Raw genomic sequence first — 19024 nt, 5'->3', positions numbered from 1 at the left:
GCATGTGCGAGGGAGGTCGCCCGGTGATCCTCACTGTCACGCTGAACACCGCTCTGGACATCACCTATCGGGTCGGCACCCTGCGCCCGCACGCCTCGCACCGCGTCTCCGCCGTGACCGAACGGCCGGGCGGCAAGGGGGTGAACGTGGCCCGGGTGCTCGCCGCGCTCGGTCACGAGACGACGGTGACCGGCTTCGCGGGCGGGGCCACGGGCCGGGCGGTACGGGAACGGCTCGCGGACACCCCGGGCGTGCGGGACGCACTGCTCCCGGTCACCGGCCCGACCCGCCGCACCATCGCCGTCGTGGACGAAGTGACGGGCGACACGACCCAGTTGAACGAACCCGGCCCGCAGATAGCGCCCGCCGAGTGGGGCGCCTTCCTCGACCACTACGAGGAACTGCTCACCGGTGCCTCGGCGGTGGCGCTGTGCGGCAGCCTCCCGCCTGGTGTCCCGGTGGGGGCGTACGCGGGGCTGATAAAGACCGCGCGGGCAGCCTCCGTCCCCGTTCTCCTCGACACCAGCGGGGAGCCGCTGCGACGCGGGGTCGCCGCCCGCCCCGACCTGGTCAAGCCGAACGCCGACGAACTGGCCGAGCTCACCGGCTCCCACGACCCGGCCCGCGCCACCCAGGACGCCCGCCGGCGCGGCGCCCGCGCGGTGGTCGCCTCCCTGGGCGCCCAGGGCCTGCTGGCCCTCACTCCGGAGGGCCGCTGGCGCGCCACCCCACCCACCCGCGAACACGGCAACCCGACCGGCGCCGGTGACTCAGCGGTTGCCGGCCTGCTGTCGGGCCTCATCGAACAACTCCCCTGGCCCGACCGCCTGACCCGCGCGGTGGCCCTGTCGGCGGCGACGGTACGGGCCCCGGCGGCGGGCGAGTTCGACCGCGCGGCCTACGAGAAGCTGCTGGGGCAGGTCACGGTGACCGGTGGGGCGACGGCTGCTTAGCCCTTGTTCGTGTGCTTGCCCTGCTGCACCCACAGCTGGTCCAGCAGGATGTCGCACTTGTCCCCACTCTGGCAGGACAGGGAGATCGTGTTGGTGCCCTTGGTGAGGGTGGGGTACGTGTAGCTGGTCGTCCAGGCGTTGGCCGGGTCGCTCTGGCCCGTGTAGTTGTTCAGCGGGAACTTGCTACCGAACGCCTTGCCGTTGATCGTGAGCGTCATGGCCTCGTCCTGTACCGCGCTGTAGTGCGCGAAGACGGTGTACAGGCCGTCCGCCGGAATGCCGTTGACCGTCCAGGTGACGCCGGCGCCGGTCTGGTTGAGGTTCGTTACATAGATGCCGCCCTCGGCCTTCGCACCCTTCACGTCCGAGGCCAGGGTCGCGCCACCGTCCAGGCGGAGGGCCTTCGCGTCGATCGGCGTGATGTCGCCCGTGGAATCAGCGGAGCTCGTGCTCGACGGCGACGGCGACGCGCTCGCCGACTGGGCCGGGGTGGTGGAGGCTCCGCCGCTCGCCTTGTTGTCGTCGCCGTTGCCGTTCATCATCGCGATGCTGATGCCGATGACGACGGCGGCGACGACCGCGACGGCGCCGATGAGGAGGCCCTTGGTGTTGGGGCCGCGGCCGCGGCCCGCGGGCGGCACCGGTGTGCGGGTGGTCGGGGCGCCGCCGGGGAAGGTCTCCGGGGCCTGGTACGCCGCGTTCGGCTGCTGGCCGTAGCCGCCCGGCTGCTGCGGGATGGTCTGACCGCCGTACTGCGGCTGCGGCGCCTGCTGCTGGCCGCCGTACGTACGCTCGCCCACCGAGCGCACTCTGCTGACCTGATGCGGGTAGCCGTAGCCACCGGAGCCGGACGGCGGCTGGGCCCCTCTGGCCTGACCATCGGCATAGAGGTAGCCGAACGGGTCGTCGTCCTCGGGCGTGCTCGCGCCGTTGTCGCCGGGCGTCATCCCTTGGTACTCCTCAACAGGTGCGGGCGGATGCGGTACAGGTATTGAGAGTCGAGCGTACCCGGTCCGGCTGAGCCAAACGGGTGACTCGGATCGCATCAGCACGATGACCTGCGGATCAACCGGCGCGGCGATGTGCTTTGGGACGAGATCGTTTCTCTACGTACATCCGCTCGTCCGCCGATTTCAGGACTTCGTCCGCCGTCATGCCGCAGTGCGCCCACCCGATGCCGAAGCTGGCGCCCACCCGCACGGCCCGGCCCTCGGCGCGGATCGGCTGGATGATCTCGTTGCGCAGGCGTACGGCCAGGTCCTGGGCGTCGGCGTTGCCGAGGCCGTCGGCGAGGATCACGAACTCGTCGCCGCCGAGCCGGGCCACGGTATCCCCGTCCCGGACGCCCCGGGTGAGCCTGCGGGCCACCTCGATGAGGACGGCGTCGCCCGCGTTGTGACCGAACCGGTCGTTGATCGACTTGAAGCCGTCGAGGTCGCAGAAGAGCACCGCGAGCCCCTTGGCACCGTCGTCGCGGCCCCCCTCGGGGGCGACGGTGTGCACGTGGTGGTCGTAGCCGCCGTCGTACGACGGTGATCCGCCCGCCGTGCCGGCGAAGTCGAAGCCGTGCCCGTTGACGTCGTAGGCGGGGTGGCCGTAGGCCGCGTCCAGCGACTCCAGCTCCCCGGCGTGGCCGGCGCGCCGGCAGAGCCGGGAGGAGAGGCGGGAGCGCAGCTCCGCCGAGTTCGGGAGGCCGGTGAGCGAGTCGTGGGAGGCGCGGTGGGCGAGCTGGAGCTCGCGGCGCTTGCGTTCCTCTATGTCCTCGACGTGGGTGAGGAGGAAGCGGGGACCGTCGGCGGCGTCGGCGACGACGGAGTTCCGGAGCGAGACCCAGACGTAGGTGCCGTCACGGCGGCCGAGGCGGAGTTCGGCGCGGCCGCCCTCCGCGGAGGTGCGGAGCAGGGTGCCGATGTCCTCGGGGTGGACCAGGTCGGAGAAGGAGTAGCGGCGCATCGCGGAGGCGGGGCGTCCCAGGAGGCGGCACAGGGCGTCGTTGGAGCGCAGTATTCGGCCGTGCTGGTCGCCGCCCATCTCGGCTATCGCCATGCCGGAGGGGGCGTACTCGAAGGCCTGCCGGAAGCTCTCCTCGCTGGCCCGCAGCGCCTGCTGCTCGCGCTCCAGGCGGACCAGGGCGCGCTGCATGTTGGCGCGCAGCCGGGCGTTGCTGATCGCGATCGCGGCCTGGAAGGCGTACATCTGGAGGGCCTCACGGCCCCAGGCGCCCGGGTGCCGGCCGTTGCGCGGGCGGTCGACGGAGATCACGCCGAGTAGTTCGCCGCAGGAGCTGCCCGATATGCCGGGCGTGTACATCGGGGCGAAGAGCCGGTCGGAGGGGTGCCACTCGTCCTCGAAGCGCGGCGCGGGACCGTCGGTGTACCACTGCGGGACGTCGTCGTCGTCGAGGACCCAGCCCTCGGTGTGCGGTATGAAGACGAGGTCGCCCCAGTTCTCGCCCATGTTCAGCCGCCGCTCCCAGGACTCGCGGGAGCCGACGCGGCCGGTGATGTCGGCGACGGTCTGCAGTGTGTCCGCCAGGCTGCGGGCCGTGTTCATGTCGGCCATGACCTGGTGCAGCTGTCGCAGGGACGCAAGACGGACGTAGGGTTCCGACTCGGTCTCCATGCTCGCCCTCCCCCCGAGACCTCGCAGCGAATCAAGGGTCTGCTTCGGAGCTACTTTTCCCAGCCACTGAATCACAGCGCGCTGCCCACTCGGTACACAGGGTCAACAATTAAGGCCCCTTGTGACTCAAGTCACAGGAGAACGTGAACAATTGCGTGGAGTTTCTGCGTTTTCCCTGTGTGTTTACTGAACGCAGCCTTTGTGGCGGTGCGCACATGACGCACGTTACGGCCTTTAATCCCGCCACACCCCGCCCTTGGTCCTAGGACCCGGCTCGGGCCGATGGCCGATGCGGCCGCGCCGGGTCCGACACTAGCGTTTCCGGCGTGCTGAAGACTCCCTCCCCCGCCGCCGCAGAAGCCACCGGGCATGCTGTGGGGGTGAGCAACGAAGCGTTCAAGGCCGCCCTGTCCCGGCTGGCCGCCGGCGTGGTCCTGGTGACCGCGCAGGAGCCGTCACTCGACCCGGACGACCCGCTGGCGCCCGTCGGCGAGGACGTCGGCATGACCGCCACCGCGTTCCTGTCGGTGTCCCTGGACCCGCCATTGGTGCTGGTCAGCCTGCGTGAGGGCTCCCGGATGGACGACCTCCTCGACGAACAGCCGCGGTGGGCGGTCTCCGTGCTCACCGAGAGCCAGCGGCACATCGCCGGCCGGTTCGCGATGAAGGGCCGCATCAGCGACCGCCTGCTCTTCGAGGACATCCCGTACGTCCGCGGCCGGGCCAGCGGCGCCCCGCTGGTCGGCGGCGCCCTCGCCACGCTGGAGTGCCGCACCGAACAGCGCGTCGCGGCCGGCGACCACACCCTCGTCATCGGCCGCGTCCTCACCGCCGAACTGCCGAGCGCGGAAGGCGGACCGCTGATGTATTTCCGGGGCCGCTACCGCCAGCTGGGATGAAACCGCGCGGTCCGTTTCCGTGAATTGCGTGGGCAGTTGCCGAACGGCTCTTCTAGAGTGCGCGGATGTCTTCTCCGCTCCGCCTCGAAGAAGTGACCACCGCGAATTTGGCGGCGGCACTCCGCATTCGCGTCCGGCCCGACCAGGAACACAACGTCGAGCCGGTCGCCGCGTCCCTCGCCGAGGCGTACGTCCATCCGGCGGGGGTCGCCTGGCCGCGCCTGATCGTCGACGGAGACCGCACGGTCGGCTTCCTGATGGCCTTCCTCGACATCGACTGGCGCGCCGACGGCACCCTCTTCCGCTCCGGCCTGTGGCGCCTCAACATCGACGCGGCGGAGCAGGGCAGGGGCTACGGCCGGTTCGCGGTGGAGTCGGTGGCCGCGGAGATCCGCCGCCGGGGCGTCAAGGAGATGTACGTCACCTGGCATCCGGGCCCCGGCGGCCCTGAGGCGTTCTACCTGCGGCTGGGTTTCCGTAAGACCGACGAGGTCAGCGGCGACCAGCCGGTGGGGGTGCTGCCCCTCTAGCCCGCGCCGCTAGGACCAGTCGCGGCCGGTCCGCCCCCGCTTGGTGTCCGAGCGCTGCTTCTTCTCCCGCAGCCGGCGCTCGTTGATCCCGCGCGGGATGCGGGTCGGCCTGCGCGGCTTGGGCGGCGGCGCGGTGGCCTCCGCGAGGAGCGCGGCGAGGCGGACGGCTGCGGTCTCGCGGTTGCGCCACTGCGAGCGGTGCTCGGAGGCGCGTACGACGATCGCCCCGTCGACGAGCCGCCCCGCCAGCCGCTCCAGCGCCCGTTCCTTCCACACCGGCGGCAGCGCCTCGGTGTTGGCGAGGTCGAAGCGCAGCTCCACCTGCGAGTCACTGGTGTTGACGTGCTGGCCGCCCGGCCCGGACGAGCGCGAGAACCGCCAGTTGAGCTCGGCCTCGGGGAGTGAGACGGAGCCGCGGATGACGTAAGGACCGGACATGTCCCCATGGTCGCGCCTCTGACCGGCACACGTCACGCGAATATCGTTCATCACCCGTTCGGTAAAGAAAGTAAAGGGAGCTGGAACCTTCGGTACCCCTCGTGGCGTTCATACCGGTAGCTGTAGCTTCAAGCCCGTACGCCGCACGGCCGTACGCAAACGAGGGAAAGGACCCCCGACCATGGCTGTAAGCCTCTCCAAGGGTGGCAACGTCTCGCTCACCAAGGAGGCTCCGGGCCTGACGGCCGTCACCGTGGGTCTCGGCTGGGACGTCCGCACCACCACCGGCACCGACTTCGACCTGGACGCCTCGGCCATCGCGGTCAACGGGCAGGGCAAGGTCTACTCCGACGCCCACTTCGTCTTCTTCAACAACAAGCAGACCCCGGACAACACGATCGTCCACACCGGCGACAACCGCACGGGCGAAGGCGCCGGCGACGACGAGGCGATCAACGTCAACCTCGCCGCCCTGCCCGCCGACATCGACAAGATCGTCTTCCCGGTCTCGATCTACGACGCGGAGACCCGCTCGCAGAACTTCGGCCAGGTCCGCAACGCCTACATCCGCATCGTCAACCAGGCCGGCGGCGCCGAGATCGCCCGCTACGACCTCTCCGAGGACGCCGCGACGGAGACGGCGATGGTCTTCGGCGAGCTGTACCGCAACGGCGCCGAGTGGAAGTTCCGCGCGGTCGGCCAGGGTTACGCCTCAGGCCTGGTCGGCATCGCCCAGGACTTCGGCGTCAACGTCTGACAGACGCCGAACGCTGCGCTGTGCGGGAGCCCCTGGCCGTGGGTTGCGGCCGGGGGCTCCGGCGCGCCTGCTCAGCGCCCGGACGCGTACGGCACGAAGGCCGCCCAGGCGGAGGGGGCGAGGGCGAGCTGGGGGCCGGGTGCGGTTCCGGCCAGGGCGACTTCTACGCAGCTGTAGCTGCTCTTGATCGTGGCCGAGCCGACGGCGAACGCGGCGACGCACGGGCGGGTGTCGGGACGCGACTTCGAGCTCCTGTTGCACGTCGTCGGGGGCACCCGGGCCTGGTCCTGGTGGAGGCGCTCGCCGGCAAGTGGGGGTGGCACCGGGGCCCTCGCCGCGCAAGACGGTGTGGGCCGAGATGCGGGTGTCGCCGTGGCCCGGGAACGCGGGCTACGGCCCCGAGGGACATCACCCCTGAAGAACGAATCGGGGAGAAAGAACCCGACCAATCCCCACCCCCTCCCGCCCATCGCGCAGAGTCACTCCCGCGAGTGAATATGCCCAACTCGGCTGGCTTTGGGGCGGGTTGCGTGCCCTACGCTCAGCGCACCAACCGCAGAAAAACTTCGGCCCTCGCCGGGACGGCAATCCCAGTGCGAGGGCCTGACCACCTAGGAAGCCAGAGCCTTCCCGATGGATACGGAAAACCCTAGCGCGCCCTCGTGCGCCGAGTCCCGCGTTGCCGCCAGGAAGCACCCGAACCGGGGGTCCGGCGGGCTGATGCACGACAACGCCCGCCACACGTCCCACTTCGTGGTGATCGGCAACCACCTCGCCCAGCACCCCAGCCTCTCGGCGCTCGCGATCGGGCTCGGAGTGCACATCCAGTCGCTCCCCAAGGGGGCCCGGGTCGACATCAAGAGCCTGGCGGCCCGCTTCCCGGAGGGCAGGGACCGTATCGGCGCGGCCCTGCGGGAACTGGAGGCCGAGGGCTATCTGCGGCGTGAGCGGGAGCGGATCCCCGACGGGCGAATCATCACCCGCACGGTCTCCTGCAACAAACCGGGGCACCGGAGCGCCGGGACCGAGCCCCCCGACAGGCCGGCCCGGCGTACCGCGACCACCACGGACAAGCCACCTCCCCGCAAGCGCCTTCCCGCCGTACCGCGGCCCTCGAACACCTCCCCCGCGCTCCTCGGCACAGCCCTCGACCTCCTCGCCGGCCTCCGCCGCCGCGACCCACGCCTCCTCCTCTCCGCCACCGACGCCGAACACCTCGTCCCGGGCGTCGCCGCCTGGCTGGAGCGTGACATCACCCCCACAGCCGTACGCCACGCCCTGACCGAGAACCTGCCCGACGAGCCCCTGATCCGTCCGGCCGCCTTCCTGGCCCACCGCCTGGCGGCGCAGCTTCCGCCGCCACCCCCGTTCCGGCCCCCTGCCGGACCGGCCCCGGAGCCGAGACACCCGTTCCAGACCTGCGACGGCTGCGACCGCCCCTTCCGCGCCCCCGCGCCCGGACTCTGCCGCGACTGCCGAACCGATCTCCCGGAGGAGACCTAGCATGAAAGCGACGATCCTTGCCCCTGGGCACAGACGAGGAGCGAGCGCCATGACCATCGCACCGGACAACGCGCGGCATGGCGCCTCCCACCTTTACCGGACCATGCGGGATTTCGTGCACTCCACGGACGACACCCTTCCCGGCAAGTTCGAGATCACCAAGGAAGGGATCGTCCTCGACATGATGTCGCCCTCCAAGCCGCACGAGCTCACCGTGCTGCGTGTCCGGCAGCGGCTGGAGAAGGTGATGCCCGAGGCCCTCGTGGCTCACACAGGCGAGCCCGACGTAGAGGACGAACCCGAAGGGGTCATGCGCCGCCCCGATGTCATGGTGATCAGCGAGGCGGAGATGGAGGGAGACGGCTCTTTCGATCCCCGCTCGCTCGTCGCCGCCGTGGAAATCGTCTCGCGCTCCAACCCGGACAACGACTGGGTCTCCAAGATGCGCGACTACCCCTTGATCGGCATCCCCGTCTACGCGGTCTTCGACCCCCGCACCGGCACCGGTGCCGTCCTCACCGACATCCACCCCACCCCCGACGGCCCGCGCTACGCGACCCGCAAGGACTTCGTCTACGGCGAGGACGTGACGATCGCCGACTGGACCATCGCGACGGACGGCCTGCCCCGCTACCCGCCTCCGGGCCAGTAGGGCCGGACAGGTTGCCCGCATGATCCTCGCCCCCGTCCCCCTCACCCCCGACCACGACATCCCAGCGCCGGTCCTCACCGAGCTCACCGCCCTGTACGACGCCAACCGGGAGTTCCACGCCCTCAGCGGTGACTTCCCGGACCCGGAGGACATCCGGCCGGAGCAGGTGGCCGCCGAGCTGGCCGGCGAGCTGGCGAACCCGGACGTGGAGGTGCTGGTCGCGCGGGCCGAGGGACGGCTGGTCGGGGTGGTCGTCACGCTGTCCCGGCACCCCGACCCGGCCGACCCGGATCCGTGGATCGGGCTGCTGATGGTGGACGCGCAGGCGCAGGGGGCGGGGTACGGACGGCGGATCACGGAGGACGTCGAACAGCGGTTCCGGGCGGCCGGACGGGACGCCGTGCGCCTCGCCGTACCGGAGAACAACCCGAAGGGCCTCGCCTTCTGGACCGCCCTCGGGTACGAGGTGACCGGCCGCCGTCCGGACCGCCGGCACGGCCGCCCCTGTGCCGTGCTGCGCAAGGAGCTGGGCACGGGCGCCTAGGGCGGATTGCGCCCTAGGGGCGGGACGGCTTCCCCTCGCCGTACAGCCAGTCCTTCCAGATCTCGGTGAAGTCCTTCCCGGGCGCCGTCTTCTCCACATACGCCGTGAACTGCGCCGTGTCCGCGTTGCCGTGCCGGTGGGCGGCCGCCCAGCCCTGGACGATGTCGTAGAAGGTGTCGTCGCCGACCTTCTGGCGGATCTTCTGGAGGACCATCGCGCCGCGGTCGTAGACCGGCCGGCCGGAGATGTGCGCGGCGCCCGACGGCTCGGCGGGCGGGAACGCCCACAGGTCGCTGTCGGCGGAGCCCGCGTAGAGCCTGTCGAAGGTCTGCTGGGCGGTATACGGCCGCCGTGGTCCTCGGCCCACAGCCACTCGGCGTAGGTCGCGAAGCCCTCGTTGAGCCACATGTCCCGCCACGTCCGCGGGGTGACGGAGTCGCCGTACCACTGGTGGGCGAGTTCGTGGACGAGGGTGGCGGTGTCGGGGGCGCCGGGGAAGACGGGGCGGTTCTGGGTCTCCAGGGCGTAGCCGGCGTCGTCCGGTCGGTCGACGACGGCTCCGGTGGAGGAGAAGGGGTACGGGCCGAAGTTGTACGCCTCCCACTCGACGATCTCGGGCAGCTCCGCCAGGACCGGGCGGCTCGCCTTCGCCTGGGTGGGGTCGACGGCCGTGTACACCGGCAGGCCGTCGGGGAGGGTGGTGCGGGTGATCGTGTAGTGGCCCACGGCGACCGTGGCGAGGTAGCCGGCCATCGGCTCGGCGGTGTGCCAGGCGAAGGTCGTACGGCCGTTCTTCGTCGTCTCGCTCTTCAGCTCCCCGTTGGAGACGGCCTGGAGGCCCTCGGGGACGGTGATCGTGATGTCGTACGAGGCCTTGTCGGAGGGGTGGTCGTCGCCGGGGAACCAGGCCATCGAGCCGACGGGCTCGCCGAGGGCCAGCGCGCCGTCGGCGGTGGGCAGCCAGCCCTCCTCGGAGCCGTCGGGGTCGGTGAGCGTCTCCGGGCGGCCCGAGTAGCGCACGGTGGCGGTGAAGGTCTCGCCCTCGGCCAGGTCGTCGTGCGGGCGCACGGTCAGCTCCTGGCCGGCCCGGTTCCAGCGGGCCCGCCTGCCCTCGACGGTGACGTCGTCGACGTCCAGGCCCTTCAGGTCGAGGTCGAAGGCGGTCAGGTCCTGGGTGGCGCGGGCGGTGATGACGGCCGTACCGGTGAGCCGGCGGGTGCCGGGGTCGTAGGCGAGGGTCAGGCCGTAGTGGCCGACGTCGTAGCCGCCGTTGCCCGCCCTCGGGAAGTACGGGTCGCGGACGCCCGCGCCGCCCGGGGTGCCGTGGACGCCGCCGTCGCACGCGGCCAATGCGAGGCAGAGCAGGGCTGACGGGAGGACCAGCCGGTACGGGGGAACACTCATGGCCGATCGGGGAACGCTCGCGGTCGATCGGGGCACGCTCGTGATCGTAGGACGCCGTGACACCATCGGCACGTGCTCGACATCGGATATGCCCTCTCCAACCGCTTCCCGGACCCGCCCCAGACGGACTACCGGCGGGTGGACGTCCACGCGCTGCGCCACGACCTGTTCTGCGGGGACGTGTACCTCGCGGACACCAAGGCGGACCGGGAACTGTCCACAGCCTGGGGATGGGTGCCGGTGCTGGACTTCGCCTGGGCGCTGTGCGACATCGTGGAACTGCTGGACCGGGACCCGGCGGGCTCCCGGGCCGCGCGGCCCCAGCACGCGGAACTGGACTTCACCGAGTCCACCGACCGCATGCTCTTCGAGCGCCGCTTCGGCTGGGTGGACATCGAGGCGGACTGGATGCCGGCCGAGGAGCCGCCCCTCACCTTCTCCCACACCGAACTGCGCCGGGAGGCGCGGGACTTCCTCCACGACCTGCTCGCCGACCTCACCGACATGCACGAGGACCTGGCGGACAATCCGGCGATCTGGACGCTCCAGGCCCGCTTCCCGAGGGTGTCGTAGCTTCCCGGCCCGCACCGGCGGTTGAACGACCGTCGGATGTATGGAAGTTGACCACCTGTCGTGCCGGAAGTGACAAGTGGGGCGGGAGTCCGCGGAAGACGTTCCGGCCGTCCCGGCCGCGCCTACGTTGACTCCGTGCGGACGCAGCAACAGGCAGGCGACAGCGGAAAAGACGCTCCCCGGGCCTCGCGGGCACCCGGCACCGCGGGCCCGGCCGGCTCCACCGTGCCCGTCGGGCCCAGGGAACACGCGATGCTCGCCCTCCAGGGACAGGCGGGGAACGCGGCCGCCACACTGGCGCTGCAGGACGCGAAGGGCAAGGGCCCCGCGCGGCCCCGGCCGGTACGCAGCAGGCCGGTGGCGCCCGTGGCCACCGTCGAGGAGGAACGCACCGAACCCGGCCTCGTGCTGCCCCCGTACCTGATGGACTTCCAGGCCGCCGGGCTGTCCACGGCGTACGGCCTGACCGGGCACGAGTTCGTGCGGAACGCGGTGGCCGCCGTCGTCGGCCACGGCGACGGCACCGTCGCCGAGATCGGCGCCGAGCTCGCCGGACGCCCCGAGTCGTTCTACGGGCAGGGCCGCGCCTTCGCCGTCAAGGGCAGGACCGGCAAGGAGTGGTACGACGTCACGGTCACCGTCTCGCGCGCCCCCGACGACCGGCCGCCCGTCTTCCACCCCGGGGACCTGCTCGCGAACACCGTGCCCGACCCGGACGGGGCAGCGCTCGCCGCGGTGGACGACATCGAGGGCAAGGACACCAAGGTCGACGTCCAGCACAACACCGCCACCACCGTCGCGACCACCGCGAGCGGCAGCTCCGGCAAGGGCGCCGGCGGCATGGCCTTCGGGCTCGCGCCCGTCGTACCGGGGCTCTGGCTGGGCGGCGCCGGCCTGGTGAACGCGCAGCCCTGGCAGTCCTCCCGGGAGTCCCGCAGCCAGCGCAACCTGGCCGAACCCCGGGTGCTGCGCAGCGAGAAGGGCTCGGTCGAGGCACCCCGCAAGGTGCGGTACGGCGTACGGATCAGGAAGCAGGGCACCGAGCACGCGCAGACCTTCCACGGCTCGGGCGCCCTCACCCAGCGCGTGCCCACCGAACACCTGGTCCCGGCCGGCACCCAGACCCCCACCGCCCCGCAGGCCGTCGACGCGGACACCGCCCGGCGCGTCTCGCTCGCCGACTCCATGGCCCCGGTCGCCGTCACCGACACCGCCGCCCCGCACCAGGGCGGCGGCGGGCTCTTCGACACGGTCGCCTCCGTCCTGCACCCCTCGCTCACCGCCCCCGGCGCCCCCGGCCGCTCCCGCCTCTACGAGGCCACCTCCACCGCAACCGTCCTGGAGGACATGCCCCGGCTGCTGCGCGACGGCGTCACCGGCGAGGACCTCGCCTCCAAGGACGGCAGCAGCACCGGCAGCTACCGCCTGCACGCCGAGATCACCGGCATGTCCCCCGCCTGGGGCACCGGCGGGACCCAGCTGCGCACCCACCAGCAGACCCAGCACACGGTCACCGAGAGCGCGGGCAAGGGACGCGCCCTCACCGGCGGCCTGGGCCCGGCCGTCGGCGTCGGAGCGGTCGGCAACGCCGCCGTCCTGCGGGGCACGGCCATGCCGGTCGCGGGAGCCCGCAAGGCGCGGTTCACCGTGGCCGAGCAGACCGTCTCCAGCCGCCAGGGCGCGGAGGTGCGCGGCGACAAGGTGCTCTACCTCGCGACCGTCCGGTTCACCGCGGAGGGCACGGGGCCGCGCTCGGCCGAGATGATCCTGCGCCCCGGGACCCGGGTCGCCCGGCACTCGATGCGGGTGTGGATGAGCCTGCGGGCCGACGAGGCACAGTCGCTCGGGCTGCCGCTGCCGCCCGGCACCGAGGCCGGGGAGTTCGTCAAGAAACCGAAGCGGACCGACGAGAACGGCGACGAGGCCGACGCCGAACGGCACCTGCCCTTCGGCGCCATGGGCTCCGGCGTGACCCTCAGCCAACTCGACACCGGGCCCATGGTGCGGGCCGTGCGGGAGCTGTTCGCGACCGATCCCCGGCTGGCCGGATACCTGCCCCCCTTCGGCACCGACGCGGTGACCTCGACGCCGAGCAAGGAGGAGGCCGCGCTCCAGCGGCGCAACCACCGCGAGCTCATGGCCGCCCTGTCCGAGACCAACCTGCGGGTCAACAAGGACCAGCTGACCTCCACCGGCATCCGGGTGCGGCTGCGCCGCAAGACCACCCTGCACTCCCACGACGTCCAGATCCGCGTCCGCGGACGGCTCCGCGAGACCGGCTACCTCGGCGACACCGACAACTGGCTGGTCCGCAGCCACTCCGGCGTCACCGCCAACACCCAGAGCGGACGCAGCAGTTCACGCTCGATCGGCGGTCTGGTGCTCGGGCAGGCCAGGCTCGTCCCCGGCGTCCTGACCGGCTCGGCCCGCTACGAGAAACACAGCACCGGCACCCGCCGCAACCAGGCCGGCCCCACCACCCGCACGGACGTCCTCACCAACGGCTCCGACAAGGCCAGCACCTTCGGGGCGGCCCTGCGCCTGGACGTCGACGTCACCATGACCTCCCGGCAGCGCAAGCTGGGCCGCGCCCTCACCCCCGGCGCCCCGGGCCAGGACGCGCCCGAGGCCAGGCCGATGGCGGGCCTGCACCTGGACGAGCAGGACGTACGGCTGGTCACGCCGACCGAGTTCACCCTCGACGAGGAGGGCAAGCGACGGCAGGACGCGGTGGGCGACCGGCGCCGGGCCCAGGCACCGCGCCCCGAGCACGCCGTGGCCGCCGAGGGCATCGGCGACCTGGCCGGCCTCGTGCCCCGGCCGTCGGTCGGGCAGCCGCTGCGGGACTGGCAGCTGGTCGAGACGGTCGGCGACGGCCAGGCCGTGCGGGACCTCGCCTTCCAGCTGCTGTCCAGGGCCGCCGCCCGCAACAAGGGCGTCCGCGAGGATCCCGCGCTGCAGACCGAGGGGCTCGCACCGCGGCTGGCCATCGAGGAGCGGTTCGGGCCGCAGGCCATCACGGCGTCGCTGCGGCAGGCCGCGTCCTCCGGATGGGTGGTGAAGAACCTGCGCTATCCGCGCCGGCTCGCCGCGCTGAACGGGGCCGTCGGCACCCGGCTCACGCTGACCAACCCGAAGTTCCTGCACCGGGGCGCGGGCCCCGGCACGGAGACCTTCGTGCTCGGCGGCCACCAGGCGGCCGGCCAGGAGGGGCAGGGCACCACCAGCACGTGGCAGTTCGGTGCCACCGGCTCGGAGAACGACGCCGAGTGGCGCCTGGGCCAGGGCCTGTCCGGGAACCGCACCACGAGCCGGGGCGACGCCCGGGCCGCGGCGCTGTCCGGCACCGTCGAGCGCAACGCCCACACCCCGAAGAAGGCGCCGCTCTACCTGGTCCAGTGCGACCTCCTCGTCACCATGGTCGCCGAGGTCAAGGTCACCGGCGGCGGCCCCTACGTGGCGACGGGCGCCCGCACCCTGCCGGCCGAGGCGGCGGTGTGGCTGACGGAGGCGCAGCTGCCGGCAGCGATCCGCCGGCAGCTGAGGCTCGACCCCGAGCCGGCGCCGATGACGCCGTCGTCCCGGCAGCCGGGGCAGCGGCCGGCGGAGAGCTCCCGGGCGGGTGCCGAACGCGAGGGCCGGGAGCAGGCGCGTGCCGCCGACACCGCCGGGTCCTCGACGGCCGCGCCGCAGCGCACCACCGGTCCGTCCTTCGCCCGCGCGCTCCCCCTCGGCTTCGGCATGGTCGAGAACCTGCCGAACTTCGTGCCGCTGCTGGCCCGGCTGCGCACCCGGCTCGCGGAGAGCGGGCAGCAGAGCCTCGCCGACGACCTGCTGCCCCGGCAGCAGCTGGCCGACCGCAACGACAACGTGCAACGCCTGCTGCGTGTCCTCGACCGCGACGGCAGCGCCGGGCTGCTGTCCGGCGCGATGGACGGCGGGGTGACCGTCGAGCTGTTCGACGGCCGCAAGACCCCGTACTGGGCCGTGTTCAAGGTCAACCGGCTCGCCGACGGCTCCTACGACGGTGCGGCGGACGACGGCCGGGACATGGAGTACATCACCGCGGCCGTCGCCCAGCAGGCCGCCACCCATGACGAGGGCGTGTCGACCGGCCTGGAGGGGATCTTCGCGGGCTCCGGCAAACCGGACGGCGGGGCCGGGCAGCTGAAGAGCACGGGCGGTGCGGCGGGGCTGGGCGCCGGCTCGGGCGGCTCGCGGCGCTCCGGCACGGCGAGCCGCGGCCAGCTCGGCATGAAGACGGTCGCCGAGGCGAAGACCGCGAAGTCGTCGAAGGTACGGGTGCCGATCGAGGCGACCCTCGAACTGCACCGCGGCGACCGCCGGCTGGCGCTGGTCTCGCTGGGCCGCCAGGCGGTGACCCACCGCGTCCTTGACCAGGACCTCGCCGCCCTCGGCCGGCTGACCGCGCCCCGCCACCGGCCGGCGGCCCCGGCACCCGGCCCCGGGGACGGCCGGCCGGCCGCGCTCGGCACCTGGCGCTCCGGCGGTGTGCGGCTGCCGATGGAGGCGCAGGTGAACGGCTTCCAGGGGGCACCGCAGGTACGGGAGCTGGTCAGCTCCGCGGTCCGGGAGGCGGGCGGCGGCGACCGCTTCCGCTCCAAGGGCCAGGCCGCCGCGTACACCCTGCAGGAGGCCGTCTCCACCGAGTGGCTGATCGCGGCGCTGCCGCCGCTGACCTCGGCCGGGGCGGAGCTGCCGCCGGTGCACGCCACCGGGGTGGAGGGGCAGGACCTGCGGGCGTCCCTGCACGCGCGGCTGCGGGACGGCCGGGTCCTGGGCGTCGGCGACAAGATGACCTTCGAGACGGTGGGGCAGAGCCACCTGGACGCGCCCCGGCCCACCCAGACGGACGGCCTGAGCTCCACCGACCACGGCCGGTCGGCACGCGGCCTCGCGGGCGCGGGACTGCTGAACGCCGACGAGTTCCGCCTCAACCAGTTGATGGGCAACGCCGGTGGCGCGGGCGGCGCGGCCGACACGGCGGTGAACGCGGCCGGCTCGATGCCGCTGCACAAGCCCAAGGCCGCCTCGGTCCTGGTGCAGTTCACGCTGGACGTACGGGTGGTGGCTCGGGTGGCCAACCGCGTCCGCTCCGGCCGTACCGGCACCGCCGTACGCGAGCTGACCCTGCCCCGGCCGGTGGTGATCCGCATGCCGGAACCGGCGGTCCGCCGCGCGCTTGCTGCGCAGCCGGACCGGCTCCAGGACCCGGACGACCATCTGGGGCTGCGGAAGAAGGCCGCGCCCGTGCCTCCGGCGAGCTGAACGCTTCGGCCGGTGCTCGGCTGACGGCCGGTGGGGGCTGGTCGCGCAGTTCCTCCCCCGGCCTTCGGCTGGGGGTACCCCCAGCGCCCCTATGGGGCGCGCTGTCCTTGGGGTTGGTCAGTCCTCCACCCGGATCCCCAGCTGTGCCGCCAGCACCGGGGCCAGGTCCAGCAGTTGGGACATGCTGATCACGGCCCCGGACAGGCGCTCCACGCCGCTCGCGATGCCGAGTTCCACGGCGCCCCGCAGATCGACGTCCTTCATCGTCACCCCCCTGAAGTCGGCCGCCTTCACCGTGCAGCCGATGAACTCCACCCGCTCCAGCACCGCGTTGCCGAAGTCCGGTTCCACCAGGACGCAGCCCTCGAAGACCACGTCTCTGAGCTTCGCGGTGCGCAGGTTGAGGTAGTCGATCTTGCCGCCGCGGATCACCACGCGCTCCAGGACGGAACCGTGCAACTGGGTGCCGCCCAGCCGGGCGTCGACCAGCTCGACATCGCGCAGGGTCGCCTCGGCCAGATCGGTGCCGACGCCTCTTGTCCCCGTGAGGACCGTGTCCAGCACGCGCGCGTGCCGCAGCCCCGTCTCGTCGAAGGCGCAGTCCGTCAGCGCACAGTCCATGAAGCGGGCGCCCGCCCCGTCCTGCCCCGCGAAGTCCACCTCCCGGAACGCCTGCCCGTCGTAGTCCCCGTCCGGCTCCAGCTCACCCCCGCCCCAGACCTCCAACTCGGGCAGCCGCACCTCCGGCCGCCGCGCACCCTTCACCCTGCCTCCACCGGCCACACCGGCCCCTGTCCTCGCCATGCCCCCATAGTGCAGGCCCCCACTGACAATCACCGCGGCCTGCGCACGCGCAAGCGGGCCCGCCCTTGACCTCAAGCGAACTTGAGGCCGAAGAGTCGAACGCGTCGAAGAGCCGGACCTCCGGATCGGCCATCACCTGGGGGAGTCCCTGTGCACGCCCTCGTTCTGCAGGCCTTCGGCCCTGCCGAGAACCTCGTCCACGAGAAGGTGACGGACCCGGTGCCGGGCCCGGGCCAGGTGCGGATCTCGGTCGCCGCGGCCGGTGTCCATCTGCTCGACACGGCGCTGCGGCAGGGACACCAGGGCCCGGCGCCCCTGCCGACCGTGCGGCGGTCTCGGTGCGGGGGGCGTGGCCGGCCTTCGGGGCGAGCCTGGTCATGGCGATGGCGGTGACCGGCATGAACAGCCACAAAGGTGCCGCAACCGCCGGACGGTGCCGCCTGCGAGAACTCCCGCGTGGCGCCGGCCGTCGGTCAGCCGAGCAGCCGGCGGGCGATCTCCAGCTGCTCCGCGCCGGGCCGCCCGCCGCTCTCGATCGTCCAGACCGCGTTCTGCAGGACCCGGGCCAGCGTCCAGGCGCGCGCCCGGGACCGGTCGAGGCCGAGGACGTCCGTCATGGCGTCGAAGCGCCACCGCACCTCCCCGGCGTCGAAGCGGTTCCACAGCGCCGGGAAGAGGTCGAAGCCGGGGTCGCCGGCGAGTGGTTTGGGGTCGATGGCGAGCCACGGTGCGCGGTCCGCGGCCAGCACGTTCTCGAAATGCAGGTCCCAGTGGAGCAGCCGGTCCCCGGGTTCGCCCACCACCTCTCGCAGCGCGGCCGCGCAGTCCGCGAGCAGGCGCCGTTCGGCCGGATCGGGGTGACAGGGCAGCACCGCGACGGCCCGCTCCCCCAGCCGCTCCGCGACGGAGCCGAGGCGGCGCAGTCCGGCCGGGGCCTCGGCGGCCGTCAGCCTGGCCAGCAGGCGGGCGGCGACCAGGGTCGCCTCGCGGGAGTCCGGCAGGTCGGCGAGCCGCCGTCCCGCGTCGAGGCGTTCGAGCAGCAGGGTGCCGGTCTCGTCGTCGGCAGAGAGGAGCCGTACCGCTCCCGCCCCGTCCCAGGCCCGCAGAGCGACCGGCTCCCCGGCGGTCTCGTCGTCGACGTCCTGGAGCTTCAGTACGGCCCGGACCCCGTCGGCGACCCGCACCACGGGCACGACCAGCGCGCAGCGGCCGTACATCGACGGGCCGTCCGGCCGCAGCCCCCACCGCTCCAGGAACCGCTCCGCCCGGCCGGGCAGCGCGGCGACGAAGGCGTGACCCGCCGGGCCGCCCTGTCGCTCGTGCCAGGTGATCAGCTCATCCGGAATGTCAATCACACACCCGACGTTACGGTCGTGCATGAATCGCCTCATGGGATTTTTCCGGGGACCTGGCGGCAAGGTGTGGGCGTACGTCCGCAGCGCCCCCGGTACGTACATCTGGCTGGCGATTCTCTTCGTGACGGCCGTCGCGCTGCACCACATGTCGCCGCAGTTCGAGCAGCAGTTCCTGCGGCAGCGGTCCACCAACATCCGGGAGCTGTCGGACAACCCGGTGCGGGTGCTGGTCGCCAGCGCGATGTGGATCGAGGGCGGGCACTGGGTGCCGTACGCGTTCCTCTACACCGTCTTCCACGCATCGGCGGAACGCTGGCTGGGCACGGTGCGCTGGCTGGTGGTCTGCGTGACCGCGCACGTCCTCGCCACCCTGATCAGCGAGGGCGCGCTGCTGAAGGGGATCCACGACGGCCTCGCCCCGCACTCTGCGGTCAACACCCTCGACATCGGGGTGAGTTACGCGCTGGCCGGGGTGATCGCGGTGCTCGCGTACCGGATCGCGACGCCGTGGCGGTATCCGTACATCGTGGCCGTGCTGCTGGTCTACGGGCTGCCGCTGACCGAGTCGCCCACCTTCACCGACCTGGGACACTTCGTCGCCGCGCTGATCGGTCTCGGCTGCCGGCCGCTGACCAGAGGGCGCGGAAAAGCATGGAATCCGAAGGAGACACTGGCCGCCCTCAAGGGTTAGCGTCCAGGTC

Annotated in this window: 16 protein-coding genes and 3 pseudogenes; 12 read left to right on the top strand and 7 right to left on the bottom strand. The window is 72.4% G+C overall.

Going from position 1 to position 19024, the window contains the following annotated elements; all coding sequences use genetic code 11:
• Positions 1-23 precede the first annotated feature (23 nt).
• Positions 24-953: a 1-phosphofructokinase family hexose kinase gene (locus JF597_RS27095; RefSeq protein ID WP_294001171.1), complete on the top strand. Its 930-nt coding sequence runs from the start codon at positions 24-26 to the stop codon at positions 951-953.
• Here JF597_RS27095 and JF597_RS27090 read toward each other — a convergent pair.
• The gene (locus tag JF597_RS27090; protein WP_294001169.1) at positions 950-1900 is read right to left on the bottom strand and encodes a carbohydrate-binding protein; all 951 of its coding nucleotides are present in this window, start codon (positions 1898-1900) and stop codon (positions 950-952) included. The genes JF597_RS27095 and JF597_RS27090 overlap by 4 nt on opposite strands.
• Before the next feature lie 118 nt (positions 1901-2018).
• Positions 2019-3575 (bottom strand): diguanylate cyclase CdgB, encoded by a 1557-nt coding sequence (cdgB, locus tag JF597_RS27085; protein WP_294001167.1) that lies wholly within the window; start codon positions 3573-3575, stop codon positions 2019-2021.
• 326 nt (positions 3576-3901) lie between these two features.
• Here cdgB and JF597_RS27080 point away from each other — a divergent pair, with 326 nt between their 5' ends.
• Together JF597_RS27080 and JF597_RS27075 are read left to right on the top strand one after the other, a co-directional pair.
• Entirely contained in the window at positions 3902-4474 is a 573-nt protein-coding gene (locus JF597_RS27080; RefSeq protein WP_294001164.1) for a flavin reductase family protein, read from the top strand.
• Between the two features lie 65 nt (positions 4475-4539).
• Positions 4540-5004: a GNAT family N-acetyltransferase gene (locus tag JF597_RS27075; RefSeq protein WP_294001162.1), complete on the top strand. Its 465-nt coding sequence runs from the start codon at positions 4540-4542 to the stop codon at positions 5002-5004.
• A 9-nt stretch (positions 5005-5013) separates the two neighbouring features.
• Here the strand turns inward: JF597_RS27075 and arfB are convergent, their stop codons facing one another.
• Positions 5014-5442: an alternative ribosome rescue aminoacyl-tRNA hydrolase ArfB gene (gene arfB / locus JF597_RS27070; protein ID WP_294001159.1), complete on the bottom strand. Its 429-nt coding sequence runs from the start codon at positions 5440-5442 to the stop codon at positions 5014-5016.
• A 181-nt stretch (positions 5443-5623) separates the two neighbouring features.
• Here arfB and JF597_RS27065 point away from each other — a divergent pair, with 181 nt between their 5' ends.
• On the top strand, positions 5624-6199 hold the full coding sequence (locus JF597_RS27065) for a TerD family protein (RefSeq protein WP_294001156.1): 576 nt from the start codon (positions 5624-5626) through the stop codon (positions 6197-6199).
• Between the two features lie 71 nt (positions 6200-6270).
• Here the strand turns inward: JF597_RS27065 and JF597_RS27060 are convergent, their stop codons facing one another.
• Positions 6271-6474 (bottom strand): DUF397 domain-containing protein, encoded by a 204-nt coding sequence (locus JF597_RS27060; RefSeq protein ID WP_294001316.1) that lies wholly within the window; start codon positions 6472-6474, stop codon positions 6271-6273.
• Between JF597_RS27060 and JF597_RS27055 the strand changes: the two are divergent.
• The 4 genes and pseudogenes from JF597_RS27055 to JF597_RS27040 form a co-directional block, all read left to right on the top strand.
• Positions 6386-6617, top strand: a pseudogene (locus JF597_RS27055) (ATP-binding protein); the annotation flags it as partial. The gene JF597_RS27060 and the pseudogene JF597_RS27055 sit on opposite strands and share 89 nt — an antisense overlap.
• Positions 6618-6832: 215 nt before the next feature.
• Positions 6833-7702, top strand: a complete 870-nt coding sequence (locus tag JF597_RS27050; RefSeq protein WP_294001103.1) for a helix-turn-helix domain-containing protein — start codon at positions 6833-6835, stop codon at positions 7700-7702.
• A gap of 49 nt (positions 7703-7751) precedes the next feature.
• Entirely contained in the window at positions 7752-8354 is a 603-nt protein-coding gene (locus JF597_RS27045; RefSeq protein ID WP_294001100.1) for a Uma2 family endonuclease, read from the top strand.
• Between the two features lie 19 nt (positions 8355-8373).
• Entirely contained in the window at positions 8374-8898 is a 525-nt protein-coding gene (locus JF597_RS27040) for a GNAT family N-acetyltransferase (protein ID WP_294001097.1), read from the top strand.
• 13 nt (positions 8899-8911) lie between these two features.
• Here JF597_RS27040 and JF597_RS27035 read toward each other — a convergent pair.
• A pseudogene (locus JF597_RS27035) lies at positions 8912-10302 on the bottom strand (M1 family metallopeptidase).
• 72 nt (positions 10303-10374) lie between these two features.
• Here JF597_RS27035 and JF597_RS27030 point away from each other — a divergent pair.
• On the top strand, positions 10375-10875 hold the full coding sequence (locus tag JF597_RS27030; protein ID WP_294001094.1) for a hypothetical protein: 501 nt from the start codon (positions 10375-10377) through the stop codon (positions 10873-10875).
• Positions 10876-11010: 135 nt separating this feature from the next.
• The gene (locus tag JF597_RS27025) at positions 11011-16164 is read left to right on the top strand and encodes a hypothetical protein (RefSeq protein WP_294001091.1); all 5154 of its coding nucleotides are present in this window, start codon (positions 11011-11013) and stop codon (positions 16162-16164) included.
• Between the two features lie 117 nt (positions 16165-16281).
• Here JF597_RS27025 and JF597_RS27020 read toward each other — a convergent pair whose 3' ends face one another.
• On the bottom strand, positions 16282-16968 hold the full coding sequence (locus JF597_RS27020; RefSeq protein WP_294001088.1) for a pentapeptide repeat-containing protein: 687 nt from the start codon (positions 16966-16968) through the stop codon (positions 16282-16284).
• Positions 16969-17118: 150 nt separating this feature from the next.
• Between JF597_RS27020 and JF597_RS27015 the strand changes: the two are divergent.
• Positions 17119-17295: pseudogene (locus tag JF597_RS27015) on the top strand (oxidoreductase); the annotation flags it as partial.
• Between the two features lie 146 nt (positions 17296-17441).
• Here the strand turns inward: JF597_RS27015 and JF597_RS27010 are convergent.
• On the bottom strand, positions 17442-18323 hold the full coding sequence (locus tag JF597_RS27010) for an aminoglycoside phosphotransferase family protein (RefSeq protein ID WP_294001085.1): 882 nt from the start codon (positions 18321-18323) through the stop codon (positions 17442-17444).
• A gap of 34 nt (positions 18324-18357) precedes the next feature.
• Here JF597_RS27010 and JF597_RS27005 point away from each other — a divergent pair, with 34 nt between their 5' ends.
• Positions 18358-19014 carry a rhomboid-like protein gene (locus tag JF597_RS27005; protein WP_294001082.1) on the top strand — a complete coding sequence of 219 codons (657 nt, stop codon included), beginning with the start codon at positions 18358-18360 and terminating at the stop codon, positions 19012-19014.
• Positions 19015-19024: the final 10 nt, after the last annotated feature.

This window comes from Streptomyces sp. (genome assembly GCF_019510245.1).
In the GTDB taxonomy this organism is placed as follows: Bacteria; Actinomycetota; Actinomycetes; order Streptomycetales; family Streptomycetaceae; genus Streptomyces.
The sequence above is the reverse complement of the archived record's forward strand: the minus strand, read 5'-3'. Positions and strand labels throughout refer to the sequence as shown.